The sequence below is a fragment of the Bradyrhizobium yuanmingense genome, from assembly GCF_029167105.1.
Classification (GTDB): domain Bacteria; phylum Pseudomonadota; class Alphaproteobacteria; order Rhizobiales; family Xanthobacteraceae; genus Bradyrhizobium; species Bradyrhizobium yuanmingense_A.
On sequence record NZ_JARFML010000037.1, the window covers coordinates 1 to 19147 of the forward strand.

Annotated in this window: 15 protein-coding genes; 9 read left to right on the plus strand and 6 right to left on the minus strand. The window is 64.4% G+C overall.

What is annotated here, in order from left to right:
* Together P0R31_RS33220 and P0R31_RS33225 are read right to left on the minus strand one after the other, a co-directional pair.
* A partial coding sequence (locus P0R31_RS33220) for an ATP-binding cassette domain-containing protein (RefSeq protein WP_275518840.1) occupies nt 1-182 on the minus strand: 182 nt, incomplete at its 3' end.
* Between the two features lie 66 nt (nt 183-248).
* Nucleotides 249-1115: an IclR family transcriptional regulator gene (locus P0R31_RS33225; protein ID WP_275518949.1), complete on the minus strand. Its 867-nt coding sequence runs from the start codon at nt 1113-1115 to the stop codon at nt 249-251.
* A 131-nt stretch (nt 1116-1246) separates the two neighbouring features.
* Here P0R31_RS33225 and P0R31_RS33230 point away from each other — a divergent pair, with 131 nt between their 5' ends.
* The 7 genes from P0R31_RS33230 (at nt 1247) to P0R31_RS33260 (ending at nt 11189) form a co-directional block, all read left to right on the plus strand.
* Nucleotides 1247-3343: a 3-hydroxyacyl-CoA dehydrogenase NAD-binding domain-containing protein gene (locus P0R31_RS33230; protein ID WP_275518841.1), complete on the plus strand. Its 2097-nt coding sequence runs from the start codon at nt 1247-1249 to the stop codon at nt 3341-3343.
* 155 nt (nt 3344-3498) lie between these two features.
* Entirely contained in the window at nt 3499-5187 is a 1689-nt protein-coding gene (gene pimA / locus P0R31_RS33235) for a dicarboxylate--CoA ligase PimA (protein WP_275518843.1), read from the plus strand.
* A 24-nt stretch (nt 5188-5211) separates the two neighbouring features.
* A complete protein-coding gene (gene pimC, locus P0R31_RS33240; protein ID WP_275518845.1) occupies nt 5212-6402 on the plus strand; it encodes a pimeloyl-CoA dehydrogenase large subunit in 1191 nt (396 codons plus the stop codon).
* Nucleotides 6403-6536: 134 nt separating this feature from the next.
* Nucleotides 6537-7679, plus strand: coding sequence for a pimeloyl-CoA dehydrogenase small subunit (pimD, locus tag P0R31_RS33245; RefSeq protein WP_275518847.1), 1143 nt, complete (start codon nt 6537-6539; stop codon nt 7677-7679).
* A gap of 172 nt (nt 7680-7851) precedes the next feature.
* Nucleotides 7852-8625: an SDR family NAD(P)-dependent oxidoreductase gene (locus P0R31_RS33250; RefSeq protein ID WP_275518849.1), complete on the plus strand. Its 774-nt coding sequence runs from the start codon at nt 7852-7854 to the stop codon at nt 8623-8625.
* 261 nt (nt 8626-8886) lie between these two features.
* Complete coding sequence (glpK, locus tag P0R31_RS33255; protein WP_275518851.1) at nt 8887-10392, plus strand: glycerol kinase GlpK; 1506 nt, start codon at nt 8887-8889, stop codon at nt 10390-10392.
* Between the two features lie 203 nt (nt 10393-10595).
* Nucleotides 10596-11189: a GNAT family N-acetyltransferase gene (locus P0R31_RS33260; RefSeq protein ID WP_275518853.1), complete on the plus strand. Its 594-nt coding sequence runs from the start codon at nt 10596-10598 to the stop codon at nt 11187-11189.
* Between the two features lie 333 nt (nt 11190-11522).
* Here P0R31_RS33260 and P0R31_RS33265 read toward each other — a convergent pair whose 3' ends face one another.
* The 3 genes from P0R31_RS33265 to P0R31_RS33275 all read right to left on the minus strand — a co-directional run bounded on the left by P0R31_RS33265 (nt 11523) and on the right by P0R31_RS33275 (nt 13922).
* Complete coding sequence (locus P0R31_RS33265; protein WP_275518855.1) at nt 11523-12311, minus strand: hypothetical protein; 789 nt, start codon at nt 12309-12311, stop codon at nt 11523-11525.
* Nucleotides 12312-12507: 196 nt separating this feature from the next.
* A complete protein-coding gene (locus tag P0R31_RS33270) occupies nt 12508-12927 on the minus strand; it encodes a DUF6636 domain-containing protein (RefSeq protein WP_275518857.1) in 420 nt (139 codons plus the stop codon).
* An 11-nt stretch (nt 12928-12938) separates the two neighbouring features.
* The gene (locus tag P0R31_RS33275) at nt 12939-13922 is read right to left on the minus strand and encodes a threonine/serine dehydratase (protein ID WP_275518859.1); all 984 of its coding nucleotides are present in this window, start codon (nt 13920-13922) and stop codon (nt 12939-12941) included.
* 27 nt (nt 13923-13949) lie between these two features.
* Here P0R31_RS33275 and P0R31_RS33280 point away from each other — a divergent pair, with 27 nt between their 5' ends.
* Both P0R31_RS33280 and P0R31_RS33285 read left to right on the plus strand, forming a co-directional pair.
* On the plus strand, nt 13950-14252 hold the full coding sequence (locus P0R31_RS33280; RefSeq protein ID WP_275518861.1) for an ArsR/SmtB family transcription factor: 303 nt from the start codon (nt 13950-13952) through the stop codon (nt 14250-14252).
* Between the two features lie 132 nt (nt 14253-14384).
* The gene (locus P0R31_RS33285; protein WP_275518863.1) at nt 14385-15014 is read left to right on the plus strand and encodes a glutathione S-transferase family protein; all 630 of its coding nucleotides are present in this window, start codon (nt 14385-14387) and stop codon (nt 15012-15014) included.
* 287 nt (nt 15015-15301) lie between these two features.
* On the opposite strand, the gene metH is transcribed toward P0R31_RS33285, so the two are convergent.
* Nucleotides 15302-19144 (minus strand): methionine synthase, encoded by a 3843-nt coding sequence (gene metH, locus P0R31_RS33290; protein WP_275518865.1) that lies wholly within the window; start codon nt 19142-19144, stop codon nt 15302-15304.
* Between the last annotated feature and the right edge of the window lie 3 nt (nt 19145-19147).

The window sequence follows — 19147 nt, forward strand, 5'->3', positions numbered from 1 at the left end:
CGCGACAGGCAGTTGAAGAGCGTGGTCTTGCCGGCGCCGTTCGGGCCGATCAGCCCAAGGATCTGGCCCTTGTGCATGTCGAAGGACACGCCGTTGAGCGCGACGATGCCGCCGAACACGACGCTAACGTCGCGAACCGCGAGCAGGGGCGATCTACCCTGCGCGAGCTGTGCCTGCGTCATCTCGTCTCGCTCACGTCGTTCAGTGAGCGATGGGGCGATGCGAGCCGCTCCCGATCATGACAAAGGCTATCTGAATCCCTCGGCCACACGCGCAACTTTTCCTCCTGATTTCAGCTTTTTGCTGCTGTCTTTTTTTGAATGCGGCATCAGACCCCCGAGCGCCGCCTCGATGTTCCTTACCATCGCTAAGAGACGCGGTCCAATGTCGTTGATCAAACGCTCTTCCGTGAAACGGAATGCGGGCGCGCCGCAATTGAATGCGTAAGGTCCGGTTCCGTCGTTGAGTTTGAGCGCGACGCCGGCCGCGCCGATGTCGTCGTGCCAATCGCCGACCGAAATCGCAAAGCCGTATTTCGCGACCGTCTCGCCGGAGCGTTCCAATCCCTCGCGCATCTTCGGCCAGCGGCTGCCGTAATGTTCGCGCAGGATGCGCGACACTTCGGCGCGACCTTCGTCATCGAGCGCCCAGAAATAGGCGCGGCCCATCGCGCTGGTTGCAATCGGCACGCGCGAGCCGACGTCAAGTTGAACGCCGACGGTCTCGCTGCCGCGGCTCTGCCCGAAATAGATCATGCTGTGGCGGTCACGGCCGCCGACGGCGACGGCGCCGCCGGTCGCGCGCATCACCTCTTCGCGGAACGGCTCGGACAAATGCCGAACGCCCAGATTGGCCAGCGCCGCGTAGCCGAGCGACATCGCTGCCGGGGCGAGCTGGTACTTCTCGAAGCGGGGAACCGGCGTCAGATAGCCGAGCTTGGTCAGCGTGTAGGTCAGCCGCGACACGGTGGGCTTGGGCAGTTTGGTGCGGGACGCAATCTCTTGATTGCCGAGCAGGCCGTCATTGGGTTGGAACGCGCGCAATACTTCCAGTCCGCGGGAAAGCGCGACGACAAAATTCCGATCGGTCGCGGTCTTCTTTCCTGTACGCTTCATCCCTGATCTGCTTCTTGCGCGGAGTCGTTGACAACGTCCGTGCTTCAAAATAACCCTGCCGTCAAGATGCGGAATTAAATTCCGCAATGCGAAATCGAAACAAAAGTAAATCCCCACCAAGGAGGGACACCGTGAGCGAAGTGGTCAAGCTTGAGCGTCATGACGAAGTCGGGATCGTCACGGTCAACAGCCCGCCGGTCAATGCGCTGAGTGCCGCAGTCCGCGGTGGAATCCTCGAGTGCATCAAGGCCGCGATCGCCGATCCCGCCATCAAGGGCATCGTGCTGACCTGCGCCGGTCGCACCTTCATTGCCGGTGCCGACATCACCGAGTTCGGCAAGCCGCCGAAGCCGCCCGCGCTCAACGACGTGCTGTCCGAGATCGAAAACTCGCCCAAGCCGGTCGTTGCCGCGATCCACGGCACCGCGCTCGGCGGCGGCCTCGAGGTCGCGCTGGCCTGCCATTTCCGCGTCGCGGTGAAAGAGGCCAAGCTCGGCCTGCCCGAGGTCAAACTCGGACTTCTGCCCGGTGCCGGCGGCACCCAGCGCCTGCCCCGTGCGGTGGGCCCGGAGCTTGCGGTCAAGATGATCGTCGGCGGCGATCCGATCGGGGCGGCGGAGGCGCTGAAGAACGGCCTGATCGAGGAGATCATCGAAGGCCCGGCCTCCGGCGGCGAGGCGTTCGTGCGCAAGCTGCTGGCGGAGAAGCGCCCGCTGCGCCGTCTGCGCGACGACGATTCCAAGCTCGCGGCGGCCAAGGCCGACCGTTCGATCTTCACCAATGCGGTCGCGGCCATGACCAAGAAGTCGCGCGGCCTGGAGGCGCCGTTCGCGGCGGCCGATGCCGTCGGCTACGCCATTGACCTGCCGTTCGACGAGGGCCTGAAGAAGGAGCGCGAGGGCTTCCTCAAGCTCGTCGCCAGCGACCAGTCCAAGGCGCAGCGTTACGCCTTCTTCGCCGAGCGCGAGGCCAACAAGATCGCGGGCGTGCCTGAAGGCACCAAGCCGCGGCCCGTGAACCGCGTCGCCATTCTCGGCGCCGGCACCATGGGCGGCGGCATCGCGATGTCCTTTGCCAATGCCGGCATTCCCGTCACCCTGATCGAGACCGGCGAGGAGCAGCTCAAGCGCGGCATGGGCGTGATGCAGAAGAACTGGGAGGCGACCGCCGCGCGCGGCGGCATTCCGGCCGATGCGCCCGCCAAGCGCATGGCGCTGATCAACGGCGTCGTCGGCATCGAGAATGTCGGCGATGCCGATCTCGTCATCGAGGCCGTGTTCGAGACCATGGCGGTCAAGAAGGAGGTGTTCGGCAAGCTCGACCAATACGCCAAGCCGGGTGCCGTGCTCGCCTCCAACACCTCGTATCTCAACATCGACGAGATCGCGAAGTCGACCAAGCGTCCGCAGGACGTGCTCGGCATGCACTTCTTCTCACCGGCCAACGTCATGAAGCTGTGCGAGATCGTGCGCGCCGACAAGACCGCGCCGGATGCGCTGGTGACTGCGGTGACGATCGCGCGAAAAATCGCGAAGGTGCCGGCCGTGGTCGGCGTCTGCGATGGCTTCGTCGGCAACCGCATGCTGGCCCAGCGCGGCAAGCAGTCCGAAAAGCTGCTGTTCGAGGGCGCGCTGCCGCAGCAGGTCGACGCCGTCGTCACCAAGTTCGGCATGCCGATGGGCCCGTTCGCGATGAGCGATCTCGCCGGCCTCGACATCGGCTGGCGCTCGCGGAAAGATCGCGGCATCAAGTCGGAGATCGCGGACGCGCTGTGCGAAGCCGGCCGCTTCGGCCAGAAGACCGGCAAGGGCTATTACAAGTACGAGCAGGGTTCTCGTGCGCCGCTGCCCGATCCCGATGTCGAGAAGCTGATCGACGAGACCTTGCTGCGCCTCGGCCGCAAGAAGCGAGTCGTCAGCGACGAGGAGATCCTCGAGCGCATGATGTATCCGATGATCAACGAGGGCGCGAAGATCCTGGAAGAGGGCATCGCCGCGCGTCCCTCGGACATCGACGTGGTCTGGCTTTACGGCTATGGCTGGCCGATCTATCGCGGCGGCCCGATGTTCTGGGCCGACAGCGTCGGCCTCAAGCACATCGCCGATCGCTTGGCCTTCTACGCCAAGGAGACCAACGACCCCAGCCTCGAGCCCGCCCCGCTGCTGAAGAAGCTCGCCGCGGAGGGCAAGACGTTTGCCTCGCTGGCTGCGGAGTCGAAGGCGGCGTGATGGGAGCTTCGTCTCATCCTTCGTCATTCCGGGATGCGCCGCAAGGCGCAGGCCCGGAATCCATAACCCCAGCTGGTGGCTATGGATTCCGGGTTCGCCCTTCGGGCGCCCCGGAATGACGGTCTGTGTTAGTTGCTCGCTCAAGCAATCCTAAAATGACCCATCCCGGCGAACAGTTTTACCCCGAGGGCGTGCGGTGGGACGAAACCATCGTCCAGGGCACGCTGCCGGACCTTCTGTCGAAGGCCGCCGCCGATTACGGCCCGCGCACCGCGCTGGAATTCCGCGACCGGCCGATCAGCTACACCGAGCTCGCAAGCTTGGCCGATCGCGCCGCTGCAGCGTTCCTGCGCGCCGGCTGTGGCAAAGGCGCGTCGGTCGCGCTGTTCCTCGGCAACACGCCCGATCACCCCGTCAATTTCTTCGGCGCGCTGAAGGCCGGCAGCCGCGTCGCGCATTTGTCGCCGCTCGACGGCGAGATCGCGCTGACGCACAAGATCACCGATTCCGGCTCGCGCGTGCTCGTCACCTCCAACCTCCAGGCCCTGCTGCCGACCGCGCTGAAATTCCTGGAGAAGGGCCTGATCGACACGCTCGTCGTCTGCGAGGACGATCATTGGGGCAAGGTCGGCACGCCGCAGGCGGCGATCCCCGACGATCCCCGCATCGTTACGTTCAGGGTTTTCGTCGAAGCCGCCGCCGCGCCTGCGCAATGGCCTGTCGTTACGGCCGACGACGTCGCGCTGCTGCAATACACCGGCGGCACCACCGGCCTGCCCAAGGGCGCGATGCTCACCCACGGCAATCTCACCTCGGCGGTGTCGATCTACGACGTCTGGGGCAGGCCGGCGCGTGCCGCCCGCGGCGACGTGATCGAGCGCGTGATCTGCGTGCTGCCGCTGTTCCACATCTACGCGCTCACGGTGGTGCTGCTGTCCTCGCTCCGCCGCGGCAATCTGATCTCGCTGCATCAGCGTTTCGACGTCGAAGCCGTGATGCGCGACATCGAGGTCAAGCGTGCGACCTATTTCCCGGGCGTGCCGACGATGTGGATCGCGATCGCCGCGCTGCCCGATCTCGACAAGCGCGACTTCTCCTCGCTCAATGCCATCGGCTCCGGCGGCGCGCCGCTGCCGGTGGAGATCGCTGGCTTCTTCGAGCGCAAGGTCGGCAAGAAGCTGAAGAGCGGCTGGGGCATGACCGAGACCTGCTCGCCCGGCACCGGCCATCCGCCCGCGGGGCCCGAGAAGCCCGGCTCGATCGGCCTGATGCTGCCCGGCATCGAGCTCGACGTCGTCGCGCTCGACGATCCCAGGCGCGCGCTGCCACCGGGCGAAATCGGCGAGATCCGCATCAAGGGCCCGAACGTCACCAAGGGCTACTGGAACAAGCCGGAGGGATCGACCGAGGCTTTCGTCGACGGCCGCTTTCTCACCGGCGACATCGGCTATGTCGATGGCGACGGCTATTTCTTCCTGGTCGACCGCAAGAAGGACATGATCATCTCCGGCGGATTCAACGTCTATCCGCAGATGATCGAGCAGGCGATCTACACCATCCCGGGCGTGCACGAGGTGATCGTGCTCGGCATTCCCGATCCCTATCGCGGCGAGGCCGCCAAGGCCTTCATCAAGCTCAGGCCCGAGGCAAAGCCGTTCACGCTCGACGAATTGTGCGCGCAGCTCGCCGGCAAGCTCGGCAGGCACGAATTGCCGGCCGCGGTCGAATTCGTCGATGACCTGCCGCGCACGCCGGTCGGGAAATTGTCGCGCCACGAATTGCGCCAGCAGCAGAAACCGTCGTCCGGGACTCGCGCTGCTGATGCCCCCGCAATGACGAAATGAAGTAACGTTTCACAGGAGGATCCAATGGATCTCGCATTCACGAAAGAAGAGCAGGCGTTTCGCGACGAAGTGCGGCAGTTCTTCCGCGACAACGTGCCGCCGGATACGCGGCGCAAGCTGGTCGAGGGCCGTCACCTCTCCAAGGAGGAAATGGTGACGTGGTGGCGCATCCTCAACAAGAAGGGCTGGGGCGTCAGCCATTGGCCGAAGGAATATGGCGGCACCGGCTGGACCTCGGTGCAGCACTACATCTTCAACGAGGAGCTGCAGTCCTATCCGGCGCCGCAGCCGCTCGCTTTCGGCGTCAGCATGGTCGGCCCGGTCATCTACACCTTCGGCAACGAGGAGCAGAAGAAGAAGTACCTGCCGCGCATCGCCAATGTCGACGATTGGTGGTGCCAGGGCTTCTCCGAGCCCGGCTCCGGCTCCGACCTCGCCTCGCTGAAGACGAAAGCCGAGCGCCGCGGCGACAAGTGGATCATCAACGGCCAGAAGACCTGGACCACGCTCGCCCAGCACGCCGACATGATCTTCTGCCTCTGCCGCACCGACAACAACGCCAAGAAGCAGATGGGCATCTCCTTCATCGTGTTCTCGATGAAGTCGAAGGGCGTCACCGTGCGCCCGATCCAGACCATCGACGGCGGCCGTGAGGTCAACGAGGTCTTCTTCGACGACGTCGAGGTTCCCTACGAGAACCTGATCGGCGAGGAGAACAAGGGCTGGGATTACGCCAAATTCCTGCTCGGCAACGAGCGCACCGGCATCGCCCGCGTCGGCGTCTCCAAGGAGCGCATCCGCCGCATCAAGGATCTGGCCTCGAAGGTCGAATCCGCCGGCAAGCCGATCATCCAGGACCCCGCTTTCCGCGAGAAGCTGGCGGCCTGCGAGATCGAGCTGAAGGCGCTCGAGCTTACCCAGCTCCGCGTCGTCGCCGACGAAGGCAAGCACGGCAAGGGCAAGCCCAATCCGGCCTCCTCGGTGCTGAAGATCAAGGGCTCGGAGATCCAGCAGACCACCACCGAGCTGCTGATGGAAGTGATCGGCCCGTTCGCTGCGCCTTACGACGTGCACGGCGACGACGGCTCGAACGAAGCCATGGACTGGACCGCCCAGATCGCGCCGAGCTACTTCAACAACCGCAAGGTCTCGATCTACGGCGGCTCCAACGAGATCCAGCGCAACATCATCGCCAAGGCGGTGCTGGGGCTGTGATCGTAGCCAGTCACCACACACTCGCCGTCATGGCCGGGCTTGACCCGGCCATCCACTCGTCGCGGCACGAAGAACGTGGACGCCCGGCACAAGGCCGGGCATGACGACATCAGATACCGGGAGAGTAGAGAAAAATGGATTTTGATCTGAACGAGGAGCAGCGGCTTCTCAAGGAAAGCATCGACGGCCTCTTGACCGATTCCTACGATTTCGAGCAGCGCAAGAAGTACATGGCGGAGAAGGGCGGCTGGAGCAAAACGGTCTGGCTCAAGCTCGCCGAGCAGGGTCTGCTCGGTCTGCCCTTCAGCGAGGCCGATGGCGGCTTCGGCGGCGGCGGCGTCGAGACCATGATCGTGATGGAAGCGCTCGGCAAGGCGCTGGTGCTGGAGCCGTATCTCGCCACGGTCGTGATCGGCGGCGGCTTCCTGCGCCATGCCGGCACCGATGCGCAGAAGGCCGCGCACGTGCCGGGGATTATCGATGGCAGCAAGACGCTGGCGTTTGCACAGCTCGAGAAGAACTCGCGCTACGATCTGTTCGACGTCACCACGACCGCGAAGAAGAAGGGCGATTCTTACGTGATCGACGGCGAGAAGTTCGTCGTGCTCAATGGCGAGAACGCCGACACGCTCGTCGTGACCGCGCGCACCAAGGGCGACCGCCGCGACAAGTCAGGCATCGGCGTGTTCCTGGTCCCCGCCAATGCCAAGGGCGTCGCCAAAAAGTCCTATCCGACCCAGGACGGCCTGCATGCCGCCGACATTACCTTCACCGGGGTCGAGGTCGGTCCTGAGGCCGTGCTCGGCAACCCCGAGGATTCGCTCGCGCTGATCGAGCGCGTTGTCGATGAAGCCCGCGTCGCGCTCTGCGCCGAAGCGGTCGGCCTGATGGACGAATCGCTCAAGACCACGGTCGAGTACATCAAGACGCGCAAGCAGTTCGGCGTCGCGATCGGCTCGTTCCAGTCGCTGCAGCACCGCGCCTCCGACATGTTCGTCGCCACCGAGCAGGCGCGCTCGATGTCGATGTTCGCGACCATGGCGAACGACTTCGAGGACGCCAAGGAGCGCAGCAACGCGATCGCCGCGGCCAAGGTGCAGATCGGCAAGTCGCTGAAGTTCGTCGGCCAGCAGTCGATCCAGCTTCACGGCGGCATCGGCATGACCATGGAGGCCAGGATCGGCCACTACTTCAAGCGCCTCACCATGATCGAGAACACGTTCGGCGACACCGACTACCACCAGCGCCGCGTCGCCGACGCGGGCGGGTTGATCTGAGGCACGCTGTCATCCCGGGGCATCGCGAAGCGATGAGCCCGGGATCTCTCTCCACATCGTCATTGCGAGCGAAGCGAAGCAATCCAGAATCTTTCCGTTGAGGCAGTCTGGATTGCTTCGTCGCTTCGCTCCTCGCAATGACGGAGGCCGTTGAATCAGCGGAGCAACACCCATGAAAAACTCCCCGTTCGATCTCACCGGCAAGGTCGCCGTGGTCACCGGCTCCAGCCGCGGCATCGGCCGCTCGTCGGCCGAACTGCTGGCAAAGTTGGGGGCCAAGGTCGTGGTCTCCTCGCGCAAGGCCGACGCCTGCAAGGAGGTCGCCGACGGCATCATTGCGGCCGGCGGCGACGCCATCGTCATTCCCTGCAACATCGCGCGCAAGCACGAGGTCGAGGCGCTGATCGCGGGTGCGACCAAGCATTACGGCAAGATCGACATCCTCGTCTGCAACGCCGCGGTGAATCCCTATTACGGCCCGCTGCTCGACATATCAGACGAAGCCTTCGACAAGATCATGGGCTCCAACGTCAAGAGCAACATCTGGCTCTCCGCGCTCGCGATCCCACAAATGGCGGAACGCGGCAAGGGCTCGGTGATCATCATCTCCTCGATCGGGGGCCTGCGCGGCTCCACCGTGATCGGCGCCTACGGCATCTCCAAGGCCGCCGACTTCGCGCTGTGCCGTTCGCTCGCCGGCGAGTGGGGCCCGAAAGGCGTCCGCGTCAACTGCATCGCGCCCGGCCTCGTCAAGACCGATTTCGCCCGCGCGCTCTGGGAAGACGAAGCCAATCTGAAGCGCCGCACCGCCACCACGCCGCTCCGCCGCATCGGCGAGCCCGACGAAATCGCCGGCGCCGTCGCCTACCTCGCCTCTGATGCCTCGAGCTTCATGACCGGCCAGACCATCGTCATCGACGGCGGCGTGACGACGGCGGCGGTGTAGCTTTTCTTCCCCTCTCCCCTTGTGGGAGAGGGTGGATCGCCGCGTAGCGGCGAGACGGGTGAGGGGTATCCCTCCGCGTGTGACTCTTTTGCGGCTGTATCCGCTGAAGCATACCCCTCATCCGGCGCTTCGCGCCACCTTCTCCTACAAGGGGAGAAGGGAAGGCAGCGTCCATCATCTCGCCTTGACCTTGCCGCCCTAATCCGCTCCCTTTGGCGCGACACAATGACCCGTCTCAGGGAAACGCCAAGGTAAGCCGCCATGTCTTTCGTCCTCGCCATCGATCAGGGTACCACCTCGTCGCGCGCCATCGTGTTTCGCGGCGATATTTCCATTGCGGCCAAGGCGCAGGCCGAGTTTCCTCAGCATTTTCCGGCCTCCGGCTGGGTCGAGCACGAGCCGGAGGACATCTGGACCTCGACCGTGATGGTCTGCCGCGAGGCGATCGAGCACGCCGGCATCAGCGCCAAGGACATCGCCGCGATCGGCATCACCAACCAGCGCGAGACCACGGTGGTGTGGGACCGTGCCACCGGCCAGGCCGTGCACCGCGCCATCGTCTGGCAGGACCGCCGCACCGCCGACATCTGCGCAAAACTGAAAGCAGAAGGCCGCGAGGGCGTGATCTCTGAGAAGACCGGCCTGATCATCGATCCCTATTTCTCCGGCACCAAAGTCGCCTGGATCCTCGACCACGTCCCCGGCGCCCGCGCACGCGCCGCGCGCGGCGAATTGATGTTCGGCACCATCGATTGCTATCTGCTCTGGCGCCTCACCGGCGGCAAGGTGCACGCCACCGACGCCACCAACGCCTCGCGCACGCTGCTGTTCAACATCCACACCGGCGAATGGGACGACGAGCTGCTGGAGATCATCGGCGTGCCGCGCTCGATGCTGCCCGAGGTGAAGGATTCCTCTGCCCGCTTCGGCGAGAGCACGCCGGACCTGTTCGGCGGCCCCATCGTCATCGCCGGCATCGCCGGCGACCAGCAGGCCGCCACCATTGGCCAGGCCTGCTTCCGCCCGGGCATGATGAAGTCCACCTACGGCACCGGCTGTTTTGCGCTGCTCAACACCGGCACCACGCCGGTGGTGTCCAAGAACAAGCTGCTCACCACCGTCGCCTACCAGCTCGACGGCAAGCGCACCTACGCGCTGGAAGGCTCGATCTTCGTCGCAGGCTCCGCCGTGCAATGGCTGCGCGACGGCCTCGGCATCATCAAGCATGCCGCCGAGACCGGACCGCTCGCCGATCAGTCCGACTCCATGCAGAGCGTCTATCTCGTCCCCGCCTTCGTCGGCATGGGCGCGCCCTACTGGAATCCGCGCGTCCGCGGCGCGCTGTTCGGCCTCACCCGCAACACCGGCCCGGCCGAGCTCGCCCACGCCGCGCTGGAGAGCGTGTGCTACCAGACCTTCGACCTCTGGGCCGCCATGCGCGCAGACTGGCCGAGTTCGGAAACCGCCAGCGTCGTGCTCCGCGTCGACGGCGGCATGACCGCCTCCGACTGGACCATGCAGCGCCTCGCCGATCTCCTCGATGCGCCGGTCGACCGCCCCGTGATCCAGGAGACCACCGCGTTAGGGGCCGCCTACCTCGCCGGCCTCAACGCCGGCGTCTATCCCGAGCCGACCAAGTTCGCCGACAATTGGCGCCTCGAGCACCGCTTCAAGCCGAACATGAGCCAGGCCACGCGCGAGCGGAAGCTCGCCGGCTGGGCGCGCGCGGTGAAGGGCGTGCTCGCGAGCGACGAAGGGGAGGGGTAGCACGGACTCCTAGCTCCAACCTCGCGAGGCGCATTCCACTGTCTCGACCGTCATTGCGAGGAGCTCTTGCGACGAAGCAATCCAGACTGCCTCTGCGGAAAGATTCTGGATTGCTTCGCTGCGCTCGCAATGACGGAGTGTGGCGCTGCTGTGGTGCCTCAAACGGCGCCGCCCGCTAGCCCACAACAAAAGAAGCAAGAAACATGATCCTCCCCGACGGCTATTCCGACGTCCCGAACGGCAAGATCGCCGCCGTCGTCACCCATCTGGAGATGACCGCGCCTCCAGCACGCCGCGACGATCCGCCCGGCGCCTGGACCCTGCGCAAGGTCGATGCCCCCGCGCTTGCCTGGTACCGCGATCTCTTCCGCCGCGTCGGCGAGGACTGGCTGTGGTTCTCGCGCGCCCGCATGACAGACGCCGAGCTCGCCGCTATCATCCACGCGCCTGGAATCGAAGTCTACGCCCTCGTCCTCGACGGCCACGACGAAGGCCTGCTCGAGCTCGACTTCCGTGAGCCCGGCCAGTGCGAGCTGACCTATTTCGGCGTCACCGCATCCTTGATCGGCACCGGCGCCGCCCGCTTCCTGATGAACCGCGCGCTGGAGCGCGCCTGGTCACGCGACGTCCGCCGTGTCTGGGTCCACACCTGCACGCTCGACCATCCCTCCGCCGTCGCCTTCTATCAGCGCTCCGGCTTCCGCCCCTTCCGCCGCCAGATCGAAGTGGCGGACGATCCGCGGCTTGATGGCACGGCACCGCGCGATGCGGCGAGACATGTGCCGATCATTGAATAACGCGCGGCCGCTCCCTCACCGTCATTGCGAGGAGCCCTTGCGACGAAGCAATCCAGACTGCCTCTGCGGAAAGACTCTGAATTGCTTCGCTGCGCTCGCAATGACGGAGTGTTGTACTGCTGTCGGTCTCCGAATCGTCATATCGACGGCGGGGCGGCGTCGTAGTCCGGGAGAAGCGTAGTGCAATCCGGTAAAGTGTCCCCGCATTCTGCGCTGCTCAATGCGAGATAAGGGGTCAGCCGGATGGGCGCGCGATGAAGGGCAGCGGCGAGTAACGAGCATAGCGAGCAGGCTCTCGTTGCGTCGTCAACGAGAAGAACGCGTGTCACAAGATCAGGGACGACGGAGGAATTCGCTAGGAATTGTCATTGATGTTCCTTGCTTCTTAGCATTCGCTGATTGGAGTGCGCTCAGTGCCTGGATGAGCTTGTCTTCGGTCCAAACATCAACAATGTCGTGCTTAAGGTCGCACATGTTTGCAAAGAATACGTTGGATTGCTCCCCTTCGGGAGTTTTGCCTCGATAGAGGTCGTAATAGTACCTCCGCGCGTGCCACGCGATCAAATCAGATGCTTGCAACGGTAAGACATCACTATCGCTTTTGAAGATTGGCATGCCGGCGCTTATGTTTTTAAGTTCAGGCGGTGCAACCGACATGCAAAGATCGTACTGTGTGGTTAGCGTGGTTTTATCTACCGCCTGCTCATCAAAAATGAGCTCAATCTTGTCTGTCAGTTTGAGTCGGTGAGTTAGCTTCACCAACTGGATCAGAACGCCAAAGAACGAAATGAAATATGGCTGATCTAGCATCTCCAACTTGAATTTTCCCTTCAGTAGCCGTTGATAAGGCTCGATGGGAATCACTGATATTATTCCATGCATTACATGGCGATTGATAACGCGGATGAACATCTTTAGCCGCTCATCACGCTGCTCGTCCGTCCATCCATAGAAGATCGTATTCGGCACTCGATTTCGATAAATGTCTTTCGTCTTTAGCACCCCGCCAGGCACAGGTGCAGGATCAGGATGATCCAAAACGGCTTGCCAATCATTGGAAAAGGCCTCCCAAGCTTCCGCTTTGGATTTACCCGGCGAGTACAAAGACTGGCGATTGGCCATCCCAGCCGCTGTCATCAATAAAACCTTGGATCATGACCACTAAAGCCGCGTGCAGCGCTTCCTATCAAAAAGACTTGACACAAGCGCGCTCCATTCGCGCCAAGCGTGCGATAACTGTACGCCGAAGCTAAGGTAGATTGTAGCCGTGATCCAGCGCAGCGTTCACATTCCGCTCCGCTTCGTGCGGGCTACAATCTCAAAACACCTCCTGCTTCCCCCGCGCCAGCGAAAACCCCCGCTGCATCGCGTTGAAGCACGTCAATCCCGTCTGCTCCGACCGGCACGTGAATCCCCCGCGCTGCCACACCTCGCCATAGGCGAGTACCGGCAGCGACGTGTCCATCACGGTGTCGCCGGCGCAGATGAGCCCCGCGGTGCCCTTCGCGCTCATCTCGAAGGCGTGGCCCCAGTCGAGCTCGCAACTCGCGGGCCGCCGCGGGCGCGCGTCCATGTTCATGATGTCGCAACGGAGCACGCCCTGTCCGTTGTCGGTGAAGAACTGGCAGGCGATGTTCTTTGACGGTGTCAGAAAGCCGATTGGACGGTCCTGGGCGCGGGCGCCACCGACCATCGACAGCAGAATCGCCGTCAGGATCAGTCCGCGCGCTCCCGTCATGTCATTCCCAATCAGCTATCGAAATTCACCGCATTGGTGTTGGCACCGCAGACCAACACCGCAATCCGTTCGCCCGGCTTCGGACGATAACGCCCGGAGAGCACCGCGGCAAAGGCGGCGGCGCCGCCGGGCTCGGCGACGAGGCGCAAGCGCGACCACAGCGCGGCCTGGGCCTGCCGGATCGCATCGTCGCTGACCAGGACGACGCGCTCGACATGGGCGCGCGCGACTGGAAACATCAGCGCGCCGACGCGGCGCGGCGCAAGGCTGTCGGCGGCGATGCCGCCGGCCGGCGCGTCGACCGGCGTGCCCGCCTCGAACGCGGCGTGCAGGGTTGGCGATTGCTCCGGCTCGACCGCGACGATGCGTGTCCTGCCGGCGTACCACGCCGCAATGCCGCCGATCAGCCCGCCGCCGCCGACCGCCACCAGCAGCGTGTCGATGCCGGGCGCGTCCTGCTCCAGCTCCAGTCCGACGCTGCCCTGGCCGAGCAGGGTTTCGGCCTGATCGTAGGCATGGACGGCCAGCGCGCCAGTCTGCGCGACATGCGCCTCGCTCGCGGCGAGCGCATCGGCGTAGCGGCTGCCCGCGATCTCGAGCTTTGCGCCATAGTTCCTGATCCGCTCCGCCTTCGCCGGCGAGGTGATGTCGGGCACGAAGATCGTGGCGGGAATGCCGAGCCGCTGCGCCGCATAGGCCACCGCCGCGCCGTGATTGCCGCCGGATGCGGCGACGACACCGGCCTCTGGCACCTGCCGCAGCAGCAGATTGGCAAAGGCGCCGCGCGCCTTGAACGATCCCGAATGCTGCAGCATCTCGAGCTTGAACGTAACGGGCGCTGCCGGCAGGCCGAAATCGGCGAGATCGGCCTGAAGGAGCGGCGTGCGCCTGATATGCGGACGGATGACCAGCTCGGTCGCCGCAATCCGCTCCCGTGTGATGTCCATTGTCGCTGTCATGATGCCGTCCAGGATAGCGCAGGGGAGCATTGACATCAATTAGGTAATTAGCAAAATGGCTAAATGAAATTTGCCGTCGCCTTGCGCGCGCTCTCCAACGAACGTCGCCTGCAGATCCTGGAATGGCTGCGGGATCCGCGGCGGCATTTTCGCGAGCAGGAAGATGGCGACCTGGTCGAGGACGGCGTCTGCGGATTGCTGATCGCCGAAAAGCTCGGCGTCAGCGCGCCGACATTGAGCGAGCACATGCGGGTTCTGACATCAGCCAAGCTGGTGCGCGCCAAGCGGATCAAGCAGTGGACCATGTACAAGCGCAACGAGACCGCCATCGCCGCGATCAAGCGCGCGATCCAGGACGGCCTTTGAGCGCAAGGCCGTCGCGGACGTCGTTGCAGCCGGCGCAATGCTCCATTTCCGAGATTTTTGTTGCGCCGCGCCGAGCTAATCACGGAGACTGATCGGCCCTGCCGTGTTCGATGATCGAGAAGAGCGAGAGCCATGTTCCTGATAGGCCAATATGATTCCCCCTTCGTCCGCCGCGTCGCGATCGCGCTGCGGCTCTACGGGCTCGCCTTCGAGCACAAGCCGTGGTCGACCTTCGGCGATGCGGACAAGATCGCGCCGTACAATCCGCTCCGCCGCGTGCCGACCCTGGTGCTCGACGACGGCGAGGCGCTGATCGAGAGCATGATCATCCTCGATTATCTCGACGACCTCATCGGCGTCGACAAGGCCATGCTGCCGCGCGGCGGTGCCGAGCGGCGCAGGCATTTGCGCATCTGCGCGCTGGCCTCCGGCCTCGGCGACAAGGCGGTCAGCCTGCTCTACGAGCGCGTGCTGCGGAAGGAGCAGCTCGCGCTGTGGGTCGAACGCTGCCAGGCGCAGATCGCGGATGTGCTAGAGGTGCTCGAAGCCGAGCGGGCCAAGGTGACGCCGCCGTATTGGCTGGGTGACCGCATCGGCCACGCCGACGTTGCGGTGGCCTGCGTCGTCCGCTTCACCCGCGAAGCGCATCCCGACCTGTTCGATGCCTCGCGCTATCCCGCGCTCGCGGCCCATAGCGAGCGCTGCGAGGCGCTGGCGCCGTTCCAGGAAATCGCGCAGCCGCTGGCCCCGCCAAAGGGATGAGCCCCTCCGTCATTCCGGGGCGCGCCTCTTGGCGCGAGCCCGGAATCCATCGTACAGCGGATGACGTGGTGAAATGGATTCCGGTCTCGCGCTACGCGCGCCCCGGAATGACAGCGCTGGACTTGGCGAGCTTTGTCAGTCCGCCACAGCAGCCGATGATGCAATACTACCCCTGTTTTGCCCGACGTCGCAACGAAATTTCGGCGAAACAGAAATAACTCAGCTTTTTCAACCCCATCGCTACTGTGCATGGGGTTGTTTTCCAACTTTCGGTTTTGAACGCCCGCTTACCCCGCCCCCGCGCGCTTCTTCTGCCAGACCAAGTGCACCGCGCAGGTGCAGCCCGGCGGATGCGAGGCGAGGTCTTTCGGCATCTCGTCATTTGCCGGCGTGGCGGGGAAGGGCTTGTCCTGGGACGGGATGTAGTTCAGCACCGGCGCGAGCCAGCGCTCGGCTTCCGCCACGCTCATGCCCTTGCGCGCCGCGTAGTCCTCGACCTGGTCGCGCTCGATCTTGCCGACGCCGAAATAATAGCTCTCGGGGTTTGCAAAATAGAGCCCGGAGACGGAAGAGCCCGGCCACATCGCAAAGCTCTCGGTCAGCTTCACGCCGGCGGTCGCCTCCGCATCCAGCAGCTCGAACAGCGTCGCCTTCTCGGTGTGATCGGGCTGCGCGGGATAGCCGGGCGCGGGACGGATGCCAGAGTACTTCTCCAGGATCAGCTCTTCGTTGGAGAGCGCCTCATCCGGCGCATAGGCCCAGAACTCGCGCCGGACGCGGGCATGCATGCGCTCGGCGAAGGCTTCGGCGAGGCGGTCGGCCAGCGCCTTGCACAGGATCGAGGAATAGTCGTCGTTCGCCATCTTGAAGCGGTCGGCAACGGCATCCTCGCCGATCCCTGCGGTGACGACGAAGCCGCCGATGTAATCCGGCACGCCGGCGGGCGCGATGAAGTCGGACAGCGCCGCATTGAAGCGGCCTTCGCGCTTCTCCAATTGCTGGCGCAACGTGTGCAGCGTCGCGATGCTCTTGGTCCTGTTATCGTCGGCATAGAGCACGATGTCGTCGCCTTGCGCATTGGCCGGCCAGAAGCCGATCGTCGCGCGCGCCCTGAACCACTTCTCCTTCACGATGGTGTCGAGCATCTTGCGCGCATCGTCGTAGAGCGAGCGCGCGACCTCGCCGACCTTGGCATCGTCGAGGATGGCGGGGAAGCGTCCGGCGAGCTCCCAGGTCTGGAAGAACGGCGTCCAGTCGATGCAGTCGACGAGCTCGGCGAGATCGTAGTCGTCGAAGCTCCTGATGCCGAGGAAGGTCGGCTTCACCGGCTTGCTCTTGGCAAAATCGACCGGCACGCGGTTGGCGCGGGCGTCAGCCAGCTTCAGCCGCTTCTTGTCGGCCTGCGCGCGCAGATGCGCCTCCGAGATCTTGGCGTATTCGGCGCGCACCTCGGCCGCATAGGCCTCGCGCCTCTCCGGCGAGAGCAGCGCGGAGGCGACGCCGACCGCGCGGCTGGCGTCGTTGACATGCACGACGGGACCGGCGCGATAGCTCGGGTCGATCTTGACGGCGGTATGCACGCGGCTCGTGGTGGCGCCGCCGATCAAGAGCGGTAGCCTCAAGCCTTCGCGCTGCAGTTCGCCGGCGAAGAACGCCATCTCGTCGAGCGAGGGCGTGATCAGGCCTGACAGCCCGACGATGTCGGCCTTCTCCGCCTTCACGGTCTCGACGATCTTCGCGGCCGGCACCATCACGCCGAGATCGATGACCTCGAAATTGTTGCACTGGAGCACGATGCCGACGATGTTCTTGCCGATGTCGTGGACGTCGCCCTTCACCGTCGCGAGCACGATCTTGCCGGCGGACGAGGACCCCTCCGTGCCGATGCCGTTCGCAAGGTTGCGCGCCTTCTCCTCCTCCATGAACGGCATCAGGTAAGCGACCGCCTGCTTCATGACGCGGGCGGACTTCACCACCTGCGGCAAAAACATCTTGCCGTCGCCGAAGAGGTCGCCGACGACGTTCATGCCCGCCATCAGCGGTCCTTCGATCACGTCGAGCGGGCGCGAGGAGGTTTTGCGGGCCTCCTCGGTGTCTTGCTCGATGAATTCGGTGATGCCGTGCACCAGCGAATGCGACAGCCGCTTCTCTACCGGCCATTCGCGCCAGGCGAGATCGGCTTCCTTGCCTTCGGTCTTCTTGCCGCGGAATTTCTCGGCGAGCGCGAGCAGCCGCTCGGATGCGCCAGCGTCGCGGTTGAGGACGACGTCCTCGCACACTTGCCGCAGCTCGGGATCGATGTCGTCATAAACGATCATCTGCCCGGCATTGACGATACCCATATCCATGCCGGCCCTGATGGCGTGATACAGGAACACCGAGTGCATGGCCTCGCGCACCGGCTCGTTGCCGCGGAACGAGAAGGAGAGATTGGAGACGCCGCCCGAGACATGCGCGCCCGGCAGGTTCTGCCGGATCCAGCGCGTCGCCTCGATGAAGTCGACGCCGTAATTGTTGTGCTCCTCGATGCCGGTCGCGATTGCAAAAATGTTCGGATCGAAGATGATGTCTTCCGGCGGGAAGCCGACCTTGTGCACCAGGATGTCGTAGGCGCGCTTGCAGATCTCGGTCTTGCGCGCGAACGTGTCGGCCTGGCCGACCTCGTCGAAGGCCATCACCACCACCGCCGCGCCGTGGCGACGGGCGATCTTGGCCTCAAGGATGAATTTCTCCTCGCCTTCCTTCATCGAGATCGAGTTCACGACCGGCTTGCCCTGCACGCATTTCAGGCCGGCCTCGATCACCGAGAATTTCGAGGAATCGACCATCACAGGGACGCGCGCGATGTCGGGCTCGGCGGCGAGGAGGTTGAGGAAGGTCACCATCGCCGCTTCGGAATCGAGCAGGCCCTCGTCCATGTTGACGTCGATGATCTGCGCGCCGTTCTCGACCTGATCGCGCGCGACCTGCAGCGCTGCGGTGTAGTCGCCGGCGGTGATCAGCTTGCGGAAGCGGGCCGAACCCGTGACGTTGGTGCGCTCGCCGACATTGACGAAGGGAATCGCGTCCGTCAGCACGAACGGCTCGAGCCCGGAAAGCCGCAAGCGTGACGCGATCTCCGGCACGATGCGCGGCTTGTGCGGCGCCACTGCGGCAGCAATCGCCGCGATATGGTCCGGCGTCGTACCGCAGCAGCCGCCGACGATGTTGACGAGGCCATCGCGCGCGAACTCGCCGATCAGCCGCGCCATGTATTCGGGCGTCTCGTCATACTGGCCGAACTCGTTCGGCAGGCCGGCATTGGGATAGGCGCATACGAGCGTGTCGGCGATGCGGCCGATGTCGGCGATATGCGCGCGCAGGTCTTCGGCGCCGAGCGCGCAGTTGAAGCCGATGGTGATGGGCTTGGCGTGCCGCACCGAGTTCCAGAACGCTTCCGGCATCTGGCCCGAGAGCAGGCGGCCGGATTTGTCGGTGATGGTGCCCGACACCATCACGGGAACGTCGATGCCGAGCTCTTCGGTGATCTCGGCGATGGCATAGAGCGCCGCCTTGGCGTTGAGGGTGTCGAAGATGGTCTCGACCAGCAGGAGATCGACGCCGCCGTCGATCAGGCCGCGGATCTGCTCGCCATAGGACTTGCGCAGATCGTCGAAGGTGACGGCGCGGTAACCGGGATTGGAAACATCGGGCGAGATCGAGGCGGTGCGGTTGGTCGGGCCGATGGCACCGGCGACGAAGCGCGGCTTGCCGTCGTCGGCCTCGACGCGCCGTGCAGCATTGCCGGCGAGGCGGGCGCCTTCACGCGCCATCTCGTAGACGATGTCGGTGAGGTCGTAATCGGCCTGCGCGATCGAGGTCGTCGAGAACGTATTGGTCGCGACGATGTCGGCGCCGGCGCGCAAATAGGCGGCGTGGATGTCCTCGATCGCCTGCGGCTGCGTCAGGATCAACAAATCGTTGTTGCCCCGCAAGTCGCGATGGAAGTTCTTGAAGCGCTCGCCGCGGAAGGCTTTCTCGTCGAGCTGCAGGTTCTGGATCATCGTGCCCATGGCGCCGTCGAGCACCAGGATGCGCTCGCGCGCGGCGTCGAGCAGGGCAGTTCGCTTCGGAGAGATGGTCACGGTCATTTT

Excerpts from the sequence above, each read along its gene's own strand:
- P0R31_RS33225 (WP_275518949.1), bottom strand. The coding sequence starts at position 1,115 with ATGAAGCGTACAGGAAAGAAGACCGCGACCGATCGGAATTTTGTCGTC.
- pimA (WP_275518843.1), top strand. The coding sequence starts at position 3,499 with ATGACCCATCCCGGCGAACAGTTTTACCCCGAGGGCGTGCGGTGGGAC.
- pimC (WP_275518845.1), top strand. The coding sequence starts at position 5,212 with ATGGATCTCGCATTCACGAAAGAAGAGCAGGCGTTTCGCGACGAAGTG.
- pimD (WP_275518847.1), top strand. The coding sequence starts at position 6,537 with ATGGATTTTGATCTGAACGAGGAGCAGCGGCTTCTCAAGGAAAGCATC.
- P0R31_RS33250 (WP_275518849.1), top strand. The coding sequence starts at position 7,852 with ATGAAAAACTCCCCGTTCGATCTCACCGGCAAGGTCGCCGTGGTCACC.
- glpK (WP_275518851.1), top strand. The coding sequence starts at position 8,887 with ATGTCTTTCGTCCTCGCCATCGATCAGGGTACCACCTCGTCGCGCGCC.
- P0R31_RS33260 (WP_275518853.1), top strand. The coding sequence starts at position 10,596 with ATGATCCTCCCCGACGGCTATTCCGACGTCCCGAACGGCAAGATCGCC.
- P0R31_RS33265 (WP_275518855.1), bottom strand. The coding sequence starts at position 12,311 with ATGGCCAATCGCCAGTCTTTGTACTCGCCGGGTAAATCCAAAGCGGAA.
- P0R31_RS33270 (WP_275518857.1), bottom strand. The coding sequence starts at position 12,927 with ATGACGGGAGCGCGCGGACTGATCCTGACGGCGATTCTGCTGTCGATG.
- P0R31_RS33275 (WP_275518859.1), bottom strand. The coding sequence starts at position 13,922 with ATGTCAATGCTCCCCTGCGCTATCCTGGACGGCATCATGACAGCGACA.
- P0R31_RS33280 (WP_275518861.1), top strand. The coding sequence starts at position 13,950 with ATGAAATTTGCCGTCGCCTTGCGCGCGCTCTCCAACGAACGTCGCCTG.
- P0R31_RS33285 (WP_275518863.1), top strand. The coding sequence starts at position 14,385 with ATGTTCCTGATAGGCCAATATGATTCCCCCTTCGTCCGCCGCGTCGCG.
- metH (WP_275518865.1), bottom strand. The coding sequence starts at position 19,144 with ATGACCGTGACCATCTCTCCGAAGCGAACTGCCCTGCTCGACGCCGCG.